The sequence below is a fragment of the Shewanella polaris genome, from assembly GCF_006385555.1.
Classification (GTDB): Bacteria; Pseudomonadota; Gammaproteobacteria; order Enterobacterales; family Shewanellaceae; genus Shewanella; species Shewanella polaris.
In genome coordinates, this window is sequence record NZ_CP041036.1 from 4,229,318 (window position 1) to 4,250,902 (window position 21,585).

Sequence of the window (21,585 nt, forward strand, 5' to 3'; positions counted from 1 at the left end):
CCTATTGTGCCAATGCGAAAGTCAGGCGAATTTGTGTACCTTTGCCAATACTCGACTGTATCTGCATTTCTCCATGGTGTTCTTTAATTATTTTACTGCATACCGATAAACCTAAGCCACTGCCACCTTCGTTTCGCCGAGTGGTAAAGAAGGGTTCAGTTATACGTTTTAACGTTGCACTGTTCATCCCGCAACCATTATCTTTAATACTCAATATGGCAATATCGTCTTCTATACTTGTCTCGATTACTATCGCGCCTTGCTCTGCAAGACAGGCATTACAGGCATTTTGAATAAGATTAATTAACACCTGATGTAATTGTTGAGCGTCGCCTTTAATCATAGGGCTGGATTCACTTAGCTTTAAGGTGATTTGATGATATTTGGTTTGATTAGCGGTAAGACGCTGGGCGACTTGAACCACATCATTAAGACAAACTTGAGTATATTCATCAGCAATATGAGGCATGGCATAACGCTTTAAATCATTAACTATTCGGCTGATGCGTTTAGAGCCCTCTTCGATAGTACCGCAACTATGTTGCAGCTCATCTATAGCGACATCTGGGGGTAAGCCTGCAATAAGCCAGAAAGGATTTTGTTTCTGGTAATGAGATGCGGCTGGGGTTAAATCTTTTATTGCGGCGGTAAAAAGAGATACCGCGTGTACAATTAAGCCGGTTGGATTATTGATTTCGTGGGCAATACCCGCAGACAACTCACCTAACGAGGCTAAACGGCTGGCTTCTTCATTGGCTTGTCGCAATCGATGCTGCTCTGTTGACTCGGCAAGTAGAATAACTACCTGCTCTTGAGCAATAGGGTGAATTTGTAATTGCCAAAATTGTTGTTGATACACCATATCAGCAGTAAGTGATTTTTGGCTAGTTAACACATCAAGCACTGCCATTCTAAGTATAAAAACATCATGATCGATATAGTAAAATTCATCAGAAACTAACAAATGGATATTGTTATCATTACTCCACAAATGCTGGAGCTCTTTATTGACTATGGTTACTCCGTCGGGGATACCATCAAGCACAGATTGGAACTGCTTCGACAATTCGGATATCTCAGCTTCAATACGCTTACGTTGAATTAATTCAGCATCGAGCGCTTTTGTATGGCGACGTAAACTGGCGCTAATAAATCCTGTGTATACCAAGCCTACAGCCGAAATAATGGCAACCAATATCACGAAAGCAAACAAGCGATTATCGGTAGATGTTAAATCCACTTTTTCACGCCCAGTGCCAAACCATTTGTTAACCAATTGGTCGTATTCACCTGATATTTTTAGTTGTCTAAGCGCTTCATTAATTTGGTACATCTGTTTGGCTTTTGTACCATTAGCGACAAAGTTAAATGCACCATAAATTAATGCATCACTTGAACTACGAACTGACGGATAAAGCGGAAGTAAACGTCGTGCAACAAAGCTTTCGGCAATAACCACATCGACTTGGTTTTTAGTGAGTAATTTAAAGCCCGTTTCATATAAGTCTACATCTACACGATCAAAATTTTGCAGATGATCTGATAAAAAAACCTCAACAAAAGCCCCTTTTTTAATGGCAACCCGCTTACCCACCAGATCTGCCCAATTATTAATGAGTGCCTTACCTTGTAAGGTATACGCTTTAGCATGGGTGGCATAAATGGGATCTGACTGCGCTAATTGGCGGTCTATATTGACAGGGCTAACAACGGCAATAACGTCAATATCACTATTAGGATTATGAACATCTTTTACTAACTGCTGAAAACTTTTGCGCCGAACAATGATCCGCTTATCAGTAAGTTGACCAATTCTATTCATCAACTCAACGTTAAAGCCTTGGTCCACGCCGTTGTTGCGCCACTCTAATGGTGCGGTATTTGAATGCACGCCAAATACGATGCTTTCTTGAGCCAGCACCGGTAAGGATATCGTGATAAGTAAAAGGAATAAAAATCTCATGGAGAGATGATACACACCAGCCTCAGGTGAAACTGTGCTGCATTGCTCGAATTAGCAAATCGTTAAGTACGTTTTGCCTATAACACTAACTTAATGTGATCTAGCTCTACCTACGCTATGCAAAATTGCATATACCCCCTTAGAGTTATGCATCTTTGCATGGACTGTTTATATGCTTGTGATTGAGACGCCATTTCCGCACCTCTTTGTGGTTATCTTATTGCGGGTATGAACACCATAGGTAAAACTGCTTGTGAGCAAAAGTAATAGCTGATCAAATCGATACTTAATTTGGACAGCACCTTATTTAAAGTGAAGTGATTGTCATTTCACCTTGGTATAACAACGAGAGTGCTTCTATAGTTAATGCACTAAGCGTCACTAACTATAGAAGGGGGAGCAAAAATGAAAAAGATGAAACTTGCAGTCTGTCTTGCCACATTAATGGGCACAGCAGGCCTAATGGGCAATGCTGTTGCGGCTGATAATTTAGCCGAATTCCATGAACAAAACCAAGAGTGTGATAGCTGTCACCAGCCAGATGGTGAATTATCAAATGATAGCTTAACCTATGAGAATGCACAGTGTGTTTCTTGTCATGGCACATTGGCTGAAGTAGCAGAGTCTACCAAACATGAACATTATAATGCTCATGCATCCCATTTTCCTGCCGAGCCAGCATGTACTACATGCCACAGCGCTCACGAAAAATCTATGGTTTACTGTGATTCTTGCCATAGCTTCGATTTCAACATGCCATATGCTAAGAAGTGGGAACGTAACGAACCTACAATTGCTGAATTGGCCAAAGATAAATCAGAACGTCAGGCTGCTCTTGCTAGCGCACCTCACGATACTGTTGACGTAGTGATTGTCGGTTCTGGCGGCGCAGGTTTCTCTGCTGCAATATCTGCAACTGATAATGGCGCTAAAGTTATTCTTATTGAGAAAGAGCCAGTTATTGGTGGTAATGCTAAATTGGCCGCTGGCGGTATGAACGCGGCTTGGACTGACCAACAAAAAGCGAAAGACATTAAAGATAGCCCAGAGTTAATGTACAAAGACACCATGAAAGGTGGTCGCGACTTAAACGATCCAGCATTGGTTGAAATTTTAAGTTCACATTCTAAAGCGTCTGTTGATTGGATGACTGGAATGGGCGCCGATTTAAATGATGTTGGCCGTATGGGTGGCGCATCAGTTAACCGTGCACACCGTCCAACTGGTGGTGCTGGCGTTGGTGCTCATCTTGTTCAAGTGCTTTATGATAATGCTGTTAAACGCAATATCGACTTACGCATGAACACTCGTGGTATTGAAGTCCTTAAAGATGATAACGGTAAAGTTAAAGGTCTCCTCGTTAAAGGTATGTACAAAGGTTATTACTGGGTGAAAGCCGATGCTGTTGTATTAGCAACAGGTGGTTTCGCTAAAAATAACGAACGGGTATCTAAGCTTGATCCTAAATTGAAAGGCTTTATCTCTACTAACCAACCTGGTGCGGTAGGTGATGGTCTAGATGTTGCTGAAAATGCCGGTGGCGCATTGAAAGACATGCAGTATATCCAAGCTCACCCAACACTATCTGTTAAAGGTGGCGTAATGGTCACTGAAGCGGTACGTGGTAATGGTGCCATTTTGGTTAACCGTGAAGGTAAGCGTTTCGTTAACGAAATCACTACTCGCGATAAAGCATCTGCAGCAATCTTAGGACAAACTGGTAAATCAGCGTTCTTAATCTTCGATGATTCTGTCCGTAAATCATTGTCTAAAATTGATAAGTATATTGGTTTAGGTGTTGCACCAACTGCTGATAGTTTAGTTAAATTAGGCAAAATGGAAGGCATTGACGGTAAAGCATTGACTGAAACAGTTGCGCGTTACAACACCTTAGTTGCTAGTGGTAAAGACACTGATTTTGAGCGTCCTAACCTACCTCGTGCACTAAACGAAGGTAACTACTATGCTATCGAAGTGACTCCTGGTGTTCACCACACTATGGGTGGCGTGATGATCGACACTAAAGCAGAAGTGATGAATGCTAAGAAGCAGGTTATACCTGGTTTATATGGTGCTGGTGAAGTTACTGGTGGTGTTCATGGTGCTAACCGCTTAGGTGGTAATGCCATTTCAGATATCATCACCTTTGGTCGCTTAGCGGGTGAAGAAGCAGCTAAATACTCTAAAAAGAACTAATCTTCTTTAGAGACTAACTTACTGACTAGTAACATATTATGTGTAAAGTAGTGTAAATAAGTTCCTCAAAGGTGTTATCACTGTCTAGTCCTAAAATAGGTTGACGGTTTTTATTAAGCCAGTTGGAACTCCCGACTGGCTTTTTCATGCACTTCGTTTGGGGTTTTCATTCCTAAACTAAGGTGCGGTCTTAACTCGTTATAAATCCTAATAGATTCTTTGATGAGTATTGCCAGCTCCTTCATCGTACGACAGCGGTAAAGTAAAAACTCTTGCTTCAAAATACCATTCACTCGCTCAGCTAACGCATTCTGATAACAATCATACCCATCTGTCATCGATGGCCTTATCGCATTCGCAGCCAATTTATGTTGATATTCTGCTGAGCAGTACTGTATCCCTCTATCTGAATGATGAATGACATCACTGGTTGTCTGACGATTCTTTATCGTCATCTCAATGCTTTAACAACATCACTGGCTTTCATTTCATCACTTAATTCATAACCCATTATTTTTCTTGAATATGCATCTGTGACTAATGATAAATAGTGAGTTCCTTCGTCTGATTTTACGTAGGTTATGTCACTGACAAATACCTCTTCAACGCTCTTCACCACTCTGTCTTTGAGTAAGTTTGGGTGTTTTCTCAACCAATGGTGGCTATGGGTTGTCTTGGTGTAATTCTTCCTAGGCTTTACTAACATATTGTGTTGTTTTAAATACTGAAATAGGCCGTCCCTACCTAGCTTTATGCCTTGTTCAAGTAACTGTGGCTTGATGAGTTGATAAAGCTTACGCGTACCCACTCTGGGCATGAACTGACGCCAATACATAACCATAGTCATCACCGGTTTTAACATGTCAGCTCTTGCTGCTAAGCGCTGCTTCCATTGATAAACAGCTTGTCTTGATAGGTTAAACTGCCGACTCGCTGTCGCTAGCTTTACAGTGCCTTTTTCTTTGGCAAGCCAGAGCGTTCGGCTAAGTACTTTTTTTCTAAATCAATACCGTACTCATTTTTAAGTAACTCGACCATATCGCCATAAATCATATTTTTCATTTCGAGATTGGAGACTTGTTTCTCTAATCGTTTGATTTTCTGGGCGGGTGTTTCTGTAGATTTGGACATAGGTGAATGCTCAATCGGCTGGGACCAATCTAATCTACCATGTTTTCGTAACCATGTTAGGACGGTACTTCTCCCTTGAATGCCATAGTGGTTTTGAGCTTGCTTATACGTTAGCTCGCCTTTTTCTACTTGACTAACAACCGCTAATTTAAAGCCTAATGTGTAATCTCGTTGAGTACGTTTTATATTGATTGATACTGAAGGTTTCATAGATAAGTCTCCAATGTGTCAACTTATCTCAGGACGGGACACACTAACACCACTAAAAGCCACAGCCAAGCGCTGTGGCTTTTTTATACTTCATAATTTATAAATAAGTCTTGTCGCTATCACATTACTGATTTGAGCAGCTCAGAACATCTGAGGTTTTACAATTCAAAGCGTATTAACATACGAGAAAGGTTACTCTCCTTTTCGTTAATACCATGCGGAAATGGAATATAAAAAAGGTCACGCTATGGTGACCTTTTCATTTTTAACTGTTTATATAATGCTATAAATTGATAGGTAAATTACCAGTATCCCAACACCTTCCACCAAAGCCCGCCAACCACACCCCAAACGGTTAAGTTAACAATACTCATAATGAAGCCCATTACCCACCAATTTTCCATCGACACATAACCAGAGCCAAAAATAATCGGTGAAGTACCTGTAGCATAATGGGTTAATGACATCATTAACGATGAGGCACCCGCTAATAGTAAACCAAGATATAATGGCGGCGCGCCTAGCGCTAAACCGGCAGCATAAAAGGCAGCAAACATTGCAGTAATATGAGCCGTTGTACTAGCAAAGAAGTAATGCGCGTAAAAGTAAACCACCACTAATATAATCGCAGACACCATCCAGCCAACACCAAGTTGATCAATATTGCTCTCAACAACCCCAGAAAACCATGCCACTAAGCCTAACTTACTCAAAAAGGTCGCCATCATTACCAATGCTGAGAACCAAACAACGGTATCCCAAGCTGACTTTTCTTTAAGCACATCTTGCCAATTTAAAACACCACTGATTAATAAAATAGATAAGCCTAAAAAAGCCACCGCGGTAGTATTAACCGCATAATCAGCGCCCAATATCATTGCTGGCACACCCGCCCACAAAATCAACAGAAGTGAAAAAACACTAATCATGACTTTTTCACCGTAGGACATAGGCCCCATTTCAGTTAATTTAGACTTAGCAAAGTCTCTTGCGTTTGGGGTGCTTTTGATTTCTGGCGGGTAGACGGCATATACAATCAACGGCACTAGCCCAATACAAACCAAACCAGGTAAAAGTGCTGCAAGCGCCCATGTTCCCCAAGTAATACTGATATCAGATCCAGTAGCATCTGCAATAAGCTTAACGATTAATGGATTGGGCGCTGTCGCAGTAATAAACATCGCCGAGGTAATAGGATTTATATGGTAGTTAACCAAAGCAAGATAATGACCAATTTTACGCGATGTGCCTTCTTCTGGAGATGAACCAAAACTGGTGGCGATAGACTTCATAATGGGATGAATAATCCCGCCACCTCGAGCGGTGTTACTGGGTGTTACCGGCGCAATGACGAGTTCCGACAGCGCCAATGCATATCCAATACCAATGGTTTTTCGACCAAATAGTGAAATAAAGTAATAACCGATGCGATTTCCTAAACCGGTTTTAACCAAACCACGAGAGATAATAATCGCAATACCAATCAACCAAATTAATGAATTAGAAAAGCCACTTAACGCATCTTTAATCGCATCAGAAGGGTTATCATTTGTTACCCCTGTTAATGCAACTAAAGTGATCGCCAAAATGGCAATAGCACCAATTGGCATAGCCTTGCCAATAATGGCCACAACCGTACCAATAAATAACGCCAGTAAATGCCATGCATTTGCTGTCACCCCTTCAGGGGGAGGCACAATAAACCAAAGCAATAAGATAATTGCAATTGAGATCAGCCCAGGAACCACTCGAGTATCAGCGCCTTTCATTTCTACATCCTTAAATTTGAGAAAACACACTACTGCGAAACAGCGCAGGGATATTAGCCTCATACTAACTCACAATGAAAGAGGCCGTAGTGAATATTATTAGCATTACTGATATAAGCCTTTCTGATAGCTGAATATTTTTTAGACAAAATGTTATAAGTAAAAACAATTGTACTAGCAACGGATACCGCTACATCTTGTTCAATATGGTCATAATCCCAATTGCTATTTTTTCTTTGAACTGGATATTCAGCTGGCTGCTTTACTCCATTGTTGGTGCTGCACTGAACTCCGCCAGCAAGCAGCATCTATATACCATCAGTGCCATGCTGTTAAGTGACTTATAAAACTTGCTGCGTAATATCGTTAGGCATCGCAAATAGCCAATAAAGAAACAGTAAAATACTGCTAATAAATATTCTTACTGGCTAACCACATGATTAAGTGGAGATAATTAAAGGTACGATTAATCACATAACCAAAAGCCACAACCAAGCGTGGTGGCTTTTTTATTCATAAATGTCCTCATGTCTATCGCATTAATTAACCATCGATGGCAGAGTGAGTTTTCGAATAAACGTTCTGGTTAACTTGTTTCGATTTCAAAGGATAATAATGAAACAGTCTATAGTTCATATCGCGCTAGTGGTGAATGATTACGATGAAGCCATCGATTTTTATGTCAATAAATTGAAGTTTGATTTGATTGAAGACACCTATCAAGCAGAACAAGACAAGCGATGGGTCGTGGTGTCACCTCCAGGATCAAACGGGGTGTCTCTGTTGTTAGCTCGGGCATCTACACCAAAGCAACATAATTTTATTGGTAACCAAACTGGCGGACGGGTATTTCTTTTTTTGAATACTGACAATTTTTGGCGCGACTATAACCGCATGCAACTTGAAGGGATTAAGTTTGTGCGCCCGCCTCAAGAACAAGACTATGGCACAGTAGCTGTATTTGAAGATTTGTATGGCAATCTTTGGGACTTACTGCAGTTAAACGATAAACATCCCATATAGATAATTGAAAGCTACAGTATTCCAATAATGAGATTGCTAGTATTGATACTGATTTCCTACAACACAATACGTTTAGAAATGGCAACCATTGCAACAGAACTTAAAGTCGAACCGTTGCGAATATACTTTATCAATGCATTGTACTTAATTCCAGATGAGTTTATTTTTCAGTGATGGCCCAAGCCTAGGAACAATCCCTAAAAATCTCAAGATAATGAGATGAAATGGTAAATGGCTAATTTTACTTGAACAAAGGAAAAGAAAATTTTATCCGAAGGCGGTACTCAAACAGACGATAAAATGTCATTCACTATTAAGCGAATGGCATTAAGTTAATTAGCATTATTTTTGCCTGTACTGAACGAGAATAATTGCTGAATTAAAATTAATTAGCACAAAAATAACTTAAGGCGTAACGTAAAATGCAGAAGTAAAAATTGGCTTATATCATGCAAAAAATGAAACCAGTTTTGAACAAAATTTAGTGTTAACAAAATAACAGAATCTAGCTTAAATAAGCTAGCAAAATACCAACCGTTGGGTATGAATAGATACTAATACGCCAATTGGTAAAGTCTTTTGAGGGCAGTAGCAAACTACTTATTACAGGTGCTCAAAATGTTACAACTGGTTAAAAAAATCATGCCATTTTTAGGTGTGTTTTTATTTATTGTAGCGATACTTGTTGTCCATTATGAGCTTGATAACGTGAGCTATGCCACCATAGTTTCAACGATTAACCTCACCTATCTCAGTACATTTTTATTGGCCCTCTTCATCACTTTAATCGATTATTTAACCCTGACTTGTTACGATTTTTTAGGGTTAAAGTACTTAGGTAAACAACTCCCTAAAGGCAAAGTGGTTTTAGCGTCGATGATTGGTTTTTCAATTAGTAATAATATTGGTCACGCCCTTATTTCAGGCCCGTCAGTCCGTTATCGTTTTTATAGCATATTAGGCATTACTGGCATTGAACTCATAAAACTATCCATTTTTATTAGTATCATGTTTTTTTTAGGCACATTAACACTCGCAGTGCTTGCTTATATAATACTGATTAATCAGGATATTGTTACAATAACCACCAATGATGCGGTTAACTGGGTGATTTATCTTGCGGCGGTAAGTCTCATTGCATATTGGGTGCTGATACTCACAAAAAAAACACCTTTCTCTTTTAAAGGTTTTGAAATTACCTTACCAAGCATCAACATGACACTCGCTCAAACAGCTATTGCTGCTGTAGATTTGATTTTAGCTTCTAGCGTGCTGTTTATTTTTCTACACCAACACATTGATATTTCTTTCATTACTTTTTTATTGGTTTTTCTAATCGCTCAGGCTGTAGGTTTGTATAGCCAAGTACCCGGAGGTTTGGGCGTTTTTGAAGCGGTATTTATCTCTTTATTAGGCCACGCATTCCCTGCCCAAGAATTAATATCAGCGATGATCTTGTATCGTATTACTTATTATTTCATACCACTGTTATTATCTGGCATTGCCATTCTTTGTTTTGAGTTTTCTGTCCGCTTGAAAAACATCAATAGTGCTGTCGGAAATGCATCACGCCTAATCACCCAAAATACTCCACAAGTCTTTGGGTTATTGATGCTGCTTGCTGGTGGAATAATGCTATTTTCAGGTGCGACGCCAAGTGATAGCCAAGTGATGAATGGATTGCGAAAAATTATTCCACTTTCTGTGGTTGAAATATCATACATATTAAACAGTATTGTGGGGATGTTGTTGTTACTGCTGGCTGGGGCTGTAAGACGGCGCGTAAATGCCTCTTACTATGCATCTATTACACTACTTTGCGCCGGCGTTATATTGTCATTAACTAAAGGAGGCGATTGGCAAGAAGCACTCATTATTGGCACCATGTTATTGTTGATGTTACCCACGCGATCACATTTTTATCGAGAGTCTACACTTATCGACTCCGCCTTTTCTAACTCGTGGTTTATTCTTATAATACTGATAGCTGTATCAACAATTTGGATCGGTTTTTTTTCATTTAAACACGTCGAATATCATAATAGATTATGGTGGCAGTTTGCATTTAGTAACGACGTATCACGCTTTTTGCGCTCAAGCATTATTATTATTGCTATTTTAATCGCTTATATAGCCCTAAAATTATTGCGTAGCCCCAAAGCTAGATATGTAGCCCCTCGTCCAGAATTGCTTCAAACATTGTTGCCTCTAATAAAAGGCGCCAATGACACTAACCCTCACTTAGCCTTACTTGGCGATAAACTCATTTTAATCGGTAAGGATAACCAATCGTTTCTAATGTATGGCGTGACGGCTAAATATTGGATAGTCATGGGTGATCCAGTCGGTTGCCCAATACAACAACAAGATCTGTTATGGCAGTTACGAGATATGGCGGATAAAAAATCGGCTAAGTTGGCGTGCTATCAAATATCTAAAGTTAACCTACCTTTTTATTTAGACATGGGATTAGTGATCATCAAACTAGGAGAAGAAGGTAAGGTAAATCTTACTGAATTTAGCTTAGAAGGCTCTTCCCGTAGTCGTTTACGCCAAGCCGATAATAAGATGAAAAAACTGTCAAATATCAGTTTTGAAGTGTTAAATTGCTCGCAGGTTTCTGAACATTTAGTGGAGTTAAAAAACGTTTCTGATCAATGGTTAGAAAATAAATCAACCCACGAAAAACAATTTTCGCTGGGATTTTTCAATGAAAGTTACATTGTAAAAACTCCTTGCGCCGTTGTAAAAAAAGATGACCTCATTGTGGCCTTTGCTAACTTATGGCAAACAGACAATAAAAATGAGTTATCCATCGATTTAATGCGTTTCACAGATGAGGCACCTACAGGCGTGATGGAGTGGTTAACCATAAAATTGATGCTATGGGGCAAGGAGCAAGGCTATCAACACTTTAATATGGGCATGGCACCTTTATCTGGATTAGACACCCATGAATTAGCACCGCTATGGCACAAAGTTGGCCATATTATCTTCGAAAGCGGCGGTGAATTATATAACTTTGAAGGATTACGTCGTTATAAAGAAAAATTTGACCCTACTTGGGAATCTCGCTATTTAGCATTACCAAACAGCTTAAGTTTACTGCCGGTAATGCTCAGCATAACAAGCTTAATCTCTGGTGGAACATTCATGGGAGCGTTGAAGAAATGAGTAAACTGATTTTCATACTGATATTAATAATCTCTAGTGCGGTGCAAGCAGAACAACAGGAAATCGTTAATTACGGCGGGTTTGGCGACATCCATATTTACAATCATAATCAAAAACCAACCCAGTTAGTGTTATTTGTGTCTGGCGATGGTGGCTGGGATATCGGTTTTATCGATATGGTAAAACAGTTAGCCACAACTGGGGCAATGGTTGCAGCGATTGATATTACCCATTACTTAAAAGTCATTGGTAATGAAAAAGGAAAATGCTCTTATCCCGCTGCAGACTTTGAATCACTTAGCCAATATTTACAGCAAAAATATCAGTTTAGACAATACTCCCTCCCCGTTTTAGTTGGGTACTCTTCTGGTGCAACATTAGTTTATACCGTACTGGCTCAGTCACCTCCAAACACATTTCAAGGCGGAATTAGTTTAGGATTCTGCCCTGACTTACTGCTGGATAAACCGCTATGTCAAGGCAATGGAAGTCTTTCATGGCGCAAGGACCCTAAACTTAAGAATAACTACTTATTCGATATCAATAAGCAGCTACCGAGTGCTTGGTTTGCGTTACAAGGAGAGAATGATCAAGTTTGTAATGCTCAAATCACCAAAGATTACGTTGAAAAAGTCGGTAATGGAAACATAGTGATGTTACCCAAAGTTGGCCATGGATTTGCGGTTACAGAAAATTGGTTTTCCCAATTTCAGCAAGCATTTAATCAATTAGCGGCTAAAGAATTGAAAACTGATGCCACTATTAAGCCAGACAGCTTAAATGATTTACCCCTCATTGAATTACCGACCACCAGCAATAAAAACCAGCCACTTGCGATTATATTAACCGGTGATGGCGGTTGGGCTGGTATAGATAAGTCAATTGGTGAAAGCCTCAATAAACAAGGGATCCCGGTTGTTGGTTTCAATTCATTACAGTATTTTTGGAATCGCAAATCACCCGAACAAGCAGCCTTAGATCTTGGCAATGTTATTAAATACTACACAAACCTATGGAGTCGAAAACAAGTGATACTTATTGGCTACTCTAGGGGAGCGGATGTATTACCTTTTATGAGAAATGGATTAACCATAAGCGAGAAAAACTTGGTAAAAGAAATGGTGGTACTTGGCCAGTCGAAAACTGTCGATTTTCAATTTCATGTTAGCGACTGGCTAATGGCAAATAATCATGATTCTGAGTTAGCCGTGATACCAGAAATGCAGAAACTCACCGACCAAAATATTCTTTGTGTGTACGGTATCGATGAGAAACCACTCACCACATGTAGCCAATTAAACCCTGAAAACTTTCATATTGTCGAAATGTCAGGCGGACACCATTTTTCGGGTGATTACGAAAAGTTAGTCCACATTATTTTGGAACATATTCAATAAATAATGATTTAGCCTTGTCATTTAGTCTCGATAAATCATAATGTTGTATACTTCATTCAGTCTGCAAAATAGATTTAATAAACCTCAACAGATTAAAGCAAAAGGGAGCGTTCACGCTCCCTTTATAGATAACAATCTGTATATTCTAGCGCGAAACACAGACGCTAAATCATTGGCTGAAACGTTGACTAAATTCTTGAATGCGTTTTGCGTTAACACCCGCATCGCCTTTGCCAATCCGCGACACGCTGCGTAAATCAATGCGACTGCCCCGTTCTAATGTAGACACAACAACCACAACATCGTCAGCAAAATTGAAAAAAGGCGTTGTTGCCGTACTTTCAAAGCGCAGTGCTTTTGGGTCTTGATGGACAATCGTCCAACCCATGGTTTTCGCGACAGTTAATGCCTTTTGATAAGCCGCTTCAACCGATAAATCTGACGTAATAGGTTGAATATTAGGGAAAGCTTGTCGTTGCTGCGCGGCGATATCTTCTCCACCATAAACCAAAGTATTTCTCGCTCCAATCCGGCTGTCAGTTAAAAACTCAAATTGCGGTGGCGATTGAATATTGGTAGTAATATCGTGAATAGGTGGGTATTTAACAGGGTTGCCCACCATTGCGATAATGCTTGGCGACAATATGCCCATGCCAAGTAATAATGCCACAATCGACTTAACCTTTCCCTTAGTACCACTGTTGGTAACAAGAGTGATAACCAATGCTACCAGTGCGACAACCACTACCACATACCCCAACAGGTTATTGTAATTACGACTGGCTATAAAGCCGACTATCGGCTCCCACAATCCCAGTGAAGAGCCAAACACCATTAAAGCAGCAACCAATACAGCGACTATGGCAACAATCAGCGCGATATTGCCTATATTACTTTTTTGCATCACATCAATCCTTTATGTAACTCTAATTAACCCAGTGTATATTGACCTGGATTTACTGGAACTAATTTCTGAATAAAAAATATTCTAATTAACCTCAAATCGTCATGACTTCTGAACGAGATGACTTCAGATGAGGTGATTAACCGCTCACGCCACTGTTTTGGATACTTCACTCTTAATATGCCGTATTGGGGTCAAGTCCTAAGCGGCGCATGGTGCGGATTAAATTACTTCTGTCTAGCTTTAAACTCCTGGCAACGGCGGCTAAATTACCTCGTTCGTTCGCTAACACTGTTTGTATGATTTGTCGTTGGTACTCATCGGTTGAATCTCGTAGTCCAAGGGTTAATACCTGCGATAATGCGGCAGCGGCATTAGCGTTGCTGGTATTATCAATCTCGGCTATTGCTGGTGCTACAGAATGGCTCACAACGAACTCTGACCCGAGATGAACACGACTGATACTAATAATACTGGCATGACGCCCTTGCTCACTAGTGGCACGAAGTGCTGCACGGCTTAACACATGCTCTAACTCGCGCACATTACCAGGCCAATGATATTGCGTTAACTGATCAATTGCTGTTTGTTGTAATCTTAGTTTAGCGACCCCAAGCTGATGTTGGCTTTTTTCTAAAAAATAGCCCGCCAGCAAAATAACGTCTTTACCACGTTCACGTAATGGCGGCACTGGAAGAGGGTATACACTCAAGCGATGATATAAGTCTGCCCTAAAGCGACCTTCTTTGACTTCAAGCTGTAAATTACGGTTGGTTGCGGCCACAATTCTGACATCCACCACAATAATATTGTCGCTACCGACACGTTGAATTTCACCATTTTGCAATGCACGTAATAACTTAGCCTGTACCGCAAGTGGTAACTCACCCACCTCATCTAAAAATAACGTACCACCATCAGCCAATTCAAAACGGCCACGACGATCGCTTACCGCACCAGAATATGCGCCTTTTACATGGCCAAATAGTTCACTTTCAACAATGCTTTCTGGCAATGCTGCACAGTTAATTTGCACTAGCAGTTGCTCACTGCGACGTGATTGCTGATGAATACTTTTGGCAACCAGCTCTTTACCCACACCAGTTTCACCAGTAATTAATACCGATAGATCGCTGGCGGCAACGGTATTTATCTCTGACAATAAATTCGTAATGACGGCACTATTACCAATAATAGTCGACGGTCCCGTTGTGGCTAACATGTGTTGAGCCACTTGATGGTTGCGCTCAACTTGAACCTCTAACGCTTCAATATGTTCACTGGTTTTAATAGCAGCAGCCACAGCAGCAATATAAGCGCGGGTTTCTGTTGGGTTAAGCGAATCAAAGCTACCCGCTTTCATCGCGTCTAGGGTTAAAACGCCCCAAGCTTTACCATCAATAAAAATGGTACTGCCCATGCAGTCATGCACGTGCAATTGTTCACTACCATCATCGACTAAACCGTCGTAGGGATCGGGCAGTGTCGATTCAGCATCAAAGCGGGTAATGTGTGGGTTGGCCAAAATCTGCTGTAAACGTGGATGGTGGTTAATCGAAAACTGTCTGGCGAGAGCTTGTTGCTTTAACCCTACAACGGCTACTGGCACTAAGTGGTCATATTTAAGTTTCAACAAGGCCACCACATCACATGGGATAGCGCGCTGAATCGCTAAAATCAGCCGTAAGTATCGTTCCGATTTTATCAGGTCACGATTTAAGTCTTCTACAATGTCTATAAAGGGAACAATATTCATAACAAGTCAAATCAACCTAATTTAGGTTAATTTGACATACTTATTGATCTAGGTCAAATTAACCTTTAGAGATTTTATCCTTTATAAATCAGGTTGATAAACATTGGCACGTTATGTGTAATGTCTAGAGATACAAGGTAATTGATTGAAGCTTATCGCTATTTTATATTCAAAAAGGAAATCATGAATGTTAGACACTGCAACTGTTCAAATTATTAAGGCTACCGTGCCAGCACTGCAAATTTACGCTAATGATATCACCAGTCATTTTTATCCATTACTGTTTGTACAGCATCCAGAAGTATTGCCTTATTTCAATCAAACTAACCAAGGCAAAGGCACTCAGCCTAAAGCGCTGGCAAATGCCGTTATCGCTTACGGCGCCAATATTGATGAATTGGGTAATTTGAGTGAAGCCGTCAGTAAAATCGTTCAAAAACATGTGGCATTAGGTATTTTACCTGAACAATATGACGCTGTTGGCAGCTGTTTATTGCAGGCAATTAAAACCGTACTCGGTGATGCAGCAACAGACGAAGTCATTGACGCTTGGGCCAAAGCTTACGGCCAATTAGCCAACATATTGATTAACGCTGAAGAATCAATTTACACCGAGAATGAACAGAAAGCCGGTGGCTGGCGTGGTGAGCGTGACTTCACATTAGTGAAACGTGTAGATGAAAGCTCGGTTATCACCTCTTTTTACTTTCAACCAGCTGATAATAACGGTTTACCCAGCTTTGAAGCCGGACAATTTTTAACCCTAGTATTTGACGATATTGACGGTGTATCGATGCGTCGTAACTACAGCTTGTCTGACGCTGCCGGTAAAGATTACTTAAGAATTAGCGTTAAACGTGAGCCAAATGGTGTGGTATCTAATCACTTACATGACAACATTCAGTTAGGCGATAAAGTAAAATTACGTGCCCCAAGTGGCGATTTCACCTTACGTAAAAACACCAAACCGTTAATTTTACTCACTGGCGGTGTAGGGATTACTCCTGCGATAAGCATGCTGAATACTGAAGCAGGTTCAGGCCGCGATATTCGCTTTATTCATGCGGCCATTAATAGCGATGTCCATGCGTTTAAACAGCATGTCGATCAACTTGCTACAGCCCACAACCACATTAAGCCGCTGTACATATACAGCCAACCAGAACCAGATTGCCAACCCCATGCAACAGGGTTTATTGATGCATCACTCATTGCAGAACAATTACCTGCTGACCGCGATGTAGAATTTTACCTGCTTGGTCCTACTGGTTTTATGAAAGCAGCATTGGCCATCGCAACCAGCTTAGGTGTACCAGAAAACCAAATTCATTATGAATTCTTTGGCCCATCTGAAGCATTAACCGCTTAATAGTTCAAGAAAAAAAGCCCTGAACATTAGGTCAGGGCTTTTTATTAACCTGTAGAATTAATCTTATTCAATCATTTTAATTACGTATTCGTCAGAACGAAATATCATCATCCAACTCGTTATTCCACTAGCTATTCAACTCGTTAAAAAATATTGAGTGAATGATCTTAAATAAACTGAATAGCGCACATGGTCAAATCATCCTGAAATTCAGAAAAACCACAAAACTGTTTCATTTGCTGCTCTAGAAACTCCAGCATCGCCTCGGGTTCATCAGGTGCTGCGCTGATTGCTTTTTCTAAGCGATCGAAACCAAATAATTCTTTGTGGGCATTTTGTGTTTCGATGACCACGTCTGTATACACAAACAAGATATCACCCACATCAACGCTAACCCGGTAAGTATCCCAATTTTGCTCACGCAGCACCCCAATCGGAATCCCTCCTTGATCAAGGGCTACCAGCCTGTTGGCTTTTTTCAAATAGGCATGAGGATGGCCGGCATTAGCATAAATAAGTTCTTTTTCTTTGAAATTATAACGCATTACTGTGGCGGTTAAAAAACTGCCACGCGGCTTTTTAGTGAAGAAGTGTTGATTGATATAATTAAGCACCTCTGAAGAACTACTGTTTAAATTTTTCGGTTCAAAAGTACGTAAAATAGCATCAATCATCGCAGTTTCTACTGCAGCAGCAGGGCCATGACCCGATACGTCGGCAATAATCATTCCTATATCGCCTTGGGCTTCTGGACGATTTTTGCCAATATCAACAATGTCTAAGTAATCACCACCCGCACCTTTCATTGCTTTATAGGTATAAGCCATTCTGACAGAACTAAGCTCAATACCTTTGTCTGGTAACATCAACTGTTGCAAGCGTGAAATCTCTTCTATCTCTTCGCGGATCCATACTTGGGCCGCATTGAGTTGTGAAGACACTTCAGAAAACTGGAAGCTTTTTAACTGATACATTAGCTTGAAATACAGTGAGCTAATATGGTGTGACTCATGGCCTGAGGGTGAATCAAGCAGGATAATACACTCATATAAGGTCGATTCTGTGCCAAAAGGCAGCCCCCAACACATCTTGCCATCATCATTTAATGGCAAAATTTCAGCAATGTTGTGCTGTAATCTCAAGGTTTGAAACTGCTTATAGAGCTTGCTGTAATGCTCATCGCATAAGGATGAAAAGTTACAGCTTATTTGGCCATTTTTTTTAATTAAGTAATAATTATAGTCACTTAACGTGATGGCTAAATTCGTTTTAAACCATAACGTTTCATCAATGATGCTGTTAGCTAACGCTCTATCAATCTTCAAGGGCAACCTTATCCTTGGGCTAATTTAGCTGTAAGGGCTTCGTTTAAGCCACTGACACCACTTTTTTTCAAGGTGCTTTGGTAATCATTGCTAAAGGTACGGATCATTGATAAACCTTCAGCAACAAAATCGTAAATTTTCCATTCGTTATTACGTTGATAAAGCTGATAAGAAACCGGAATGATATTTTCTTTGGTATGAATTTCAGTATCTACCGATGCATAAACCTTTTTCTTAATGGTTTCGCTGGTGTAATCAACCGTTTGATGATCATATTGTTCTAACAATACAATATAAGTATCGACTAACACCCCTTTCAATAACACCATAAATTGACGTTTTTCAGTATCGCTAGCTTGTCTCCAGTACTTACCTAACACGCGTTGTGCCGAGGCTTGTATATCTACATGCTTTTCAATCACATCACTGAGTGATTGTTTTTTCTGTTCAACTGACAATGCACTATCTGATGCAATACCAATGATATCTGCCACACCCAATTTAACGCGTTCGGTCGGTTCTTGTGCCGCTAAAGCTAAAGACGGCATCACTAACATCATAAGTAAAAAAATTATCGATTTCATTATTTATCCTGACTAAACATATATTTGCTAATTAACTCTTCTATGCTGATAGATGATTCAGTATCAATAAACTCATCACCATCTTCCATATTAATATCTGAACCACCGCTAGATATTTTAAGAAATCTGTCACCGATAATGCCAGATGTCCGAATAGAGGCGACCGAGTCATCAGGCACAGTAATCGTATTATCTAATGACACTTTCACCACAGACTCATACGCTTTAGGGTCGTAATTAATTGATTGAATTAATCCAACGCGTACCCCAGACATTTCAACAAAGGCACCTTCTTTTAAACCTGAAGAATTTTCAAATTTTGCCACTAAGGTATATTTACCACTATTGGTAACCGATGCCCCGCCAATGGTAACAGACATAAATACCAAGGCCCCAATCCCGAATAACACAAACAGGCCGACGAGAAAATTGACGTAATTATTTTTCATTGTTACCTCTAGTTATAGCGCTAATGAGCTAACGATGTAGTCACTAAACAACATTATAATTGCACTCATTACCACTGCCTGAGTGGTGCCATTACTGACGCCTTCTGCGCCCATATTTTTTTGGTTTAGGTGTAAATAATAGCCGTAATATAAAGGTATCCACATAATAAACAACCCAAATACTATCGACTTTATTTGACCGACCAGCACATCTTTAAAGCTAATCGTATCTAATACCCCTTGAATATATGCACCAGGACTTTCGCCTTGGATATGGATACCAACAATATAACCACCGCCAATACCCACCAAGTCAAACAAAGCCGTTAAAATAGGCACACAAATCAATGCCGCTAGTAGTCGTGGCAACATGACATAGCGGTAACTATTAATAGCCATGCAATCCAGCGCATCAAATTGTTGTTCGTTGCGCATAATGCCAATTTCGGAACAGGTGGCAGAGCCTACTCGTGCAATCACCATTAATGCGGTCATCACCGGACCTAATTCTTTAATCAGGCTCAAGGCAACCGCCGAACCTAATAAATCTACCGAGCCGAATCGCACTAAGGTATCGTAAAACTGCAAAGCCACTACCATACCGGTAAATAATGCAGCCACAACAATGACAATTAAAGACCGATTACCAATAAAGTATATTTGCTTAATCACTTGCTTAAATGACACTAGTCCAGTGAATAGGCTACTAACAATTCGTAATAAAAATAATGTCGCTAAGCCTAAACCATCAATATTTTTTCGAGTCGCTGCACCTAATTTACTGATCGAATTAAATAAGGTTTCCATTAATTTTTGTCCTTATTTAATAAACGATTAAAGTAAACCTCACCATCATCTCTGTGGGTGTTAGGTTGACGATTAATCATGTTTTGAATTCGTTCATCTGGTGAATTTTTAATATCATCAACAGTGCCGTTGGCTACCACTTCACCGCCAAATAAAACCACAACTCTATCGGCAATTTTAAACACACTTTCAAGCTCATGAGTCACCACGACTATAGTCATGTTCATGGCATCTCTAAGGGTTAAAATAAGCTCATCCAATTCTACTGCGGTAGTAGGATCGAGCCCTGCCGAAGGCTCATCAAAAAACAGTAGCTTAGGGTCCATAATCACAGCTCGAGCTAAACCAGCTCGCTTTAGCATACCGCCTGATAGTTCAGAGGGCATGAGATGACCCGTGTCAGCCATATTCATTAATTCAAGCTTCATCCGCACCATAATATCAATGGTTTGGGTGTCCAACGACGTATTGTGCTCTAAAGGTAGCCTGACATTGTCTGCCACATTCAACGAACTTAACAGCGCGCCACCTTGGAAAGCCACACCCATTTTTTTACGCAAGTTGCGTAATTGCTTATTTTTAGCCTTAAAAATATTCACATCATCAATCATGATGGTGCCTGATGTTGGCGTTTTAAGCCCCAGCATATGGTTGAGTAAGGTACTTTTACCTGAGCCAGATCCGCCCATCACCACCAGGATCTCTCCGGTGTTGACCTCTAAATTGACATCTTTGAGTACTTGGGTATCGCCATATTGGGCAAATAAATGCTCTACTGTAATGATAGGTTTAACCATTGTTACCCACAACTTCAACTGAATCAGCTAGATTAAACACTGTGTTTAAACGGGTTAATTGCAGCACTTGAAGCGGTGAACCATTGGCTCCCACAATATGAAATTCAGTATCGTTTTCTTTGGCTTCGTTAAACGCCTCTACCAATGACGCCATACCAGAGCTGTCGATATATTGCAGATGAGTAAAATCAACGATAATGTTATTTTTACTTTTGATTAATTTTATAATGTCGAGTTTAATGCTACGCGAGTTGCTCAAATCAACTTCGCCATAAAGTTTAATCACTTGGTAATTATTATATTTTTCAATTTCAATATTCATTTTATGTCACCCAAATTTTATCATCAGTTCTAGCCAATTACCTTTGCCATTATGGGGTATTAACCTTACCGTTTCTGCCACATGATAAATGAGGCAAAGACCTAGTCCACCGGGCTCACATAAATCGTTTTCAGGAGGTGTTAATTGCTTGCCTGTAATCTGCGAACACACATCTTTTATCACAAATAGCGCATGATCATCACCACTGCTGATCTCTACTTCTAAACAGCCTTTGTTCGACATGTGATAACCATGACGAATAACATTGGCACAAGCTTCATCGACCGCTAATACGATTTCATTGACTTTATCTTCGCTAAAAGGAAAATCGCGGCATGCATCTACTACAAATCCGCGAATATTTTTTAATTCACTCGTACAAGATGAAAACGTTTTGATGTTTGACATT

17 protein-coding genes and 1 pseudogene are annotated in these 21,585 nt (G+C 40.1%); 5 read left to right on the top strand and 13 right to left on the bottom strand.

Translation table 11 applies throughout. The features are described 5' to 3' along the window. Position 1: 1 nt before the first annotated feature. Positions 2-1,963 carry an ATP-binding protein gene (locus FH971_RS18495; RefSeq protein WP_140235268.1) on the bottom strand — a complete coding sequence of 654 codons (1,962 nt, stop codon included), beginning with the start codon at positions 1,961-1,963 and terminating at the stop codon, positions 2-4. Between the two features lie 405 nt (positions 1,964-2,368). On the opposite strand from FH971_RS18495, the gene FH971_RS18500 reads away from it, so the two are divergent. Next, on the top strand, positions 2,369-4,159 hold the full coding sequence (locus FH971_RS18500; RefSeq protein WP_140235269.1) for a flavocytochrome c: 1,791 nt from the start codon (positions 2,369-2,371) through the stop codon (positions 4,157-4,159). A 113-nt stretch (positions 4,160-4,272) separates the two neighbouring features. Here FH971_RS18500 and FH971_RS18505 read toward each other — a convergent pair. The 3 genes and pseudogenes from FH971_RS18505 to FH971_RS18515 form a co-directional block, all read right to left on the bottom strand. After that, positions 4,273-5,500 (bottom strand): annotated as a pseudogene (locus FH971_RS18505) (IS3 family transposase). A gap of 302 nt (positions 5,501-5,802) precedes the next feature. Further along, positions 5,803-7,269 (bottom strand): DASS family sodium-coupled anion symporter, encoded by a 1,467-nt coding sequence (locus FH971_RS18510; RefSeq protein ID WP_137224882.1) that lies wholly within the window; start codon positions 7,267-7,269, stop codon positions 5,803-5,805. 59 nt (positions 7,270-7,328) lie between these two features. Next, a complete protein-coding gene (locus FH971_RS18515; protein ID WP_140235270.1) occupies positions 7,329-7,577 on the bottom strand; it encodes a hypothetical protein in 249 nt (82 codons plus the stop codon). A gap of 307 nt (positions 7,578-7,884) precedes the next feature. Here FH971_RS18515 and FH971_RS18520 point away from each other — a divergent pair, with 307 nt between their 5' ends. From FH971_RS18520 to FH971_RS18530, 3 genes are all read left to right on the top strand, one after another. Then, entirely contained in the window at positions 7,885-8,292 is a 408-nt protein-coding gene (locus tag FH971_RS18520; RefSeq protein ID WP_140235271.1) for a VOC family protein, read from the top strand. A 618-nt stretch (positions 8,293-8,910) separates the two neighbouring features. After that, positions 8,911-11,466 (top strand): bifunctional lysylphosphatidylglycerol flippase/synthetase MprF, encoded by a 2,556-nt coding sequence (gene mprF / locus FH971_RS18525; protein WP_140235272.1) that lies wholly within the window; start codon positions 8,911-8,913, stop codon positions 11,464-11,466. Further along, entirely contained in the window at positions 11,463-12,863 is a 1,401-nt protein-coding gene (locus tag FH971_RS18530) for an AcvB/VirJ family lysyl-phosphatidylglycerol hydrolase (RefSeq protein WP_140235273.1), read from the top strand. Before mprF ends, FH971_RS18530 begins: the two co-directional genes overlap by 4 nt. A gap of 169 nt (positions 12,864-13,032) precedes the next feature. On the opposite strand, the gene FH971_RS18535 is transcribed toward FH971_RS18530, so the two are convergent. Together FH971_RS18535 and norR are read right to left on the bottom strand one after the other, a co-directional pair. Then, positions 13,033-13,767 (bottom strand): DUF1499 domain-containing protein, encoded by a 735-nt coding sequence (locus tag FH971_RS18535; RefSeq protein WP_240778400.1) that lies wholly within the window; start codon positions 13,765-13,767, stop codon positions 13,033-13,035. Between the two features lie 175 nt (positions 13,768-13,942). Next, on the bottom strand, positions 13,943-15,523 hold the full coding sequence (norR, locus tag FH971_RS18540; RefSeq protein WP_140235275.1) for a nitric oxide reductase transcriptional regulator NorR: 1,581 nt from the start codon (positions 15,521-15,523) through the stop codon (positions 13,943-13,945). A 187-nt stretch (positions 15,524-15,710) separates the two neighbouring features. On the opposite strand from norR, the gene hmpA reads away from it, so the two are divergent. Next, positions 15,711-16,892, top strand: a complete 1,182-nt coding sequence (gene hmpA / locus FH971_RS18545; protein ID WP_140235276.1) for an NO-inducible flavohemoprotein — start codon at positions 15,711-15,713, stop codon at positions 16,890-16,892. Positions 16,893-17,059: 167 nt separating this feature from the next. Here the strand turns inward: hmpA and FH971_RS18550 are convergent, their stop codons facing one another. The 7 genes from FH971_RS18550 to FH971_RS18580 are packed head-to-tail and all read right to left on the bottom strand — an operon-like array spanning position 17,060 to position 21,584. Then, the gene (locus tag FH971_RS18550) at positions 17,060-18,217 is read right to left on the bottom strand and encodes a PP2C family protein-serine/threonine phosphatase (protein WP_140235277.1); all 1,158 of its coding nucleotides are present in this window, start codon (positions 18,215-18,217) and stop codon (positions 17,060-17,062) included. 8 nt (positions 18,218-18,225) lie between these two features. Further along, positions 18,226-18,801 (bottom strand): MlaC/ttg2D family ABC transporter substrate-binding protein, encoded by a 576-nt coding sequence (locus FH971_RS18555; protein ID WP_140235278.1) that lies wholly within the window; start codon positions 18,799-18,801, stop codon positions 18,226-18,228. After that, complete coding sequence (gene mlaD, locus FH971_RS18560; RefSeq protein WP_137224863.1) at positions 18,801-19,250, bottom strand: outer membrane lipid asymmetry maintenance protein MlaD; 450 nt, start codon at positions 19,248-19,250, stop codon at positions 18,801-18,803. Before mlaD ends, FH971_RS18555 begins: the two co-directional genes overlap by 1 nt. A 12-nt stretch (positions 19,251-19,262) precedes the next feature. Further along, the gene (locus FH971_RS18565) at positions 19,263-20,057 is read right to left on the bottom strand and encodes an MlaE family ABC transporter permease (RefSeq protein WP_140235279.1); all 795 of its coding nucleotides are present in this window, start codon (positions 20,055-20,057) and stop codon (positions 19,263-19,265) included. Next, entirely contained in the window at positions 20,057-20,854 is a 798-nt protein-coding gene (locus FH971_RS18570; protein WP_137224859.1) for an ABC transporter ATP-binding protein, read from the bottom strand. Before FH971_RS18570 ends, FH971_RS18565 begins: the two co-directional genes overlap by 1 nt. Further along, a complete protein-coding gene (locus FH971_RS18575; RefSeq protein WP_137224857.1) occupies positions 20,847-21,176 on the bottom strand; it encodes an STAS domain-containing protein in 330 nt (109 codons plus the stop codon). The genes FH971_RS18570 and FH971_RS18575 overlap by 8 nt, the downstream gene beginning before the upstream one ends. A 6-nt stretch (positions 21,177-21,182) precedes the next feature. Next, positions 21,183-21,584, bottom strand: coding sequence for an ATP-binding protein (locus FH971_RS18580; protein WP_137224855.1), 402 nt, complete (start codon positions 21,582-21,584; stop codon positions 21,183-21,185). Between the last annotated feature and the right edge of the window lies 1 nt (position 21,585).

What these genes read in the sequence shown, in the direction of transcription:
- FH971_RS18495 (WP_140235268.1), bottom strand. Translation starts at nt 1,963, where the DNA reads ATGAGATTTTTATTCCTTTTACTTATCACGATATCCTTACCGGTGCTG.
- FH971_RS18500 (WP_140235269.1), top strand. Translation starts at nt 2,369, where the DNA reads ATGAAAAAGATGAAACTTGCAGTCTGTCTTGCCACATTAATGGGCACA.
- FH971_RS18510 (WP_137224882.1), bottom strand. Translation starts at nt 7,269, where the DNA reads ATGAAAGGCGCTGATACTCGAGTGGTTCCTGGGCTGATCTCAATTGCA.
- FH971_RS18515 (WP_140235270.1), bottom strand. Translation starts at nt 7,577, where the DNA reads ATGCTGCTTGCTGGCGGAGTTCAGTGCAGCACCAACAATGGAGTAAAG.
- FH971_RS18520 (WP_140235271.1), top strand. Translation starts at nt 7,885, where the DNA reads ATGAAACAGTCTATAGTTCATATCGCGCTAGTGGTGAATGATTACGAT.
- mprF (WP_140235272.1), top strand. Translation starts at nt 8,911, where the DNA reads ATGTTACAACTGGTTAAAAAAATCATGCCATTTTTAGGTGTGTTTTTA.
- FH971_RS18530 (WP_140235273.1), top strand. Translation starts at nt 11,463, where the DNA reads ATGAGTAAACTGATTTTCATACTGATATTAATAATCTCTAGTGCGGTG.
- FH971_RS18535 (WP_240778400.1), bottom strand. Translation starts at nt 13,767, where the DNA reads ATGCAAAAAAGTAATATAGGCAATATCGCGCTGATTGTTGCCATAGTC.
- norR (WP_140235275.1), bottom strand. Translation starts at nt 15,523, where the DNA reads ATGAATATTGTTCCCTTTATAGACATTGTAGAAGACTTAAATCGTGAC.
- hmpA (WP_140235276.1), top strand. Translation starts at nt 15,711, where the DNA reads ATGTTAGACACTGCAACTGTTCAAATTATTAAGGCTACCGTGCCAGCA.
- FH971_RS18555 (WP_140235278.1), bottom strand. Translation starts at nt 18,801, where the DNA reads ATGAAATCGATAATTTTTTTACTTATGATGTTAGTGATGCCGTCTTTA.
- mlaD (WP_137224863.1), bottom strand. Translation starts at nt 19,250, where the DNA reads ATGAAAAATAATTACGTCAATTTTCTCGTCGGCCTGTTTGTGTTATTC.
- FH971_RS18565 (WP_140235279.1), bottom strand. Translation starts at nt 20,057, where the DNA reads ATGGAAACCTTATTTAATTCGATCAGTAAATTAGGTGCAGCGACTCGA.
- FH971_RS18570 (WP_137224859.1), bottom strand. Translation starts at nt 20,854, where the DNA reads ATGGTTAAACCTATCATTACAGTAGAGCATTTATTTGCCCAATATGGC.
- FH971_RS18575 (WP_137224857.1), bottom strand. Translation starts at nt 21,176, where the DNA reads ATGAATATTGAAATTGAAAAATATAATAATTACCAAGTGATTAAACTT.
- FH971_RS18580 (WP_137224855.1), bottom strand. Translation starts at nt 21,584, where the DNA reads ATGTCAAACATCAAAACGTTTTCATCTTGTACGAGTGAATTAAAAAAT.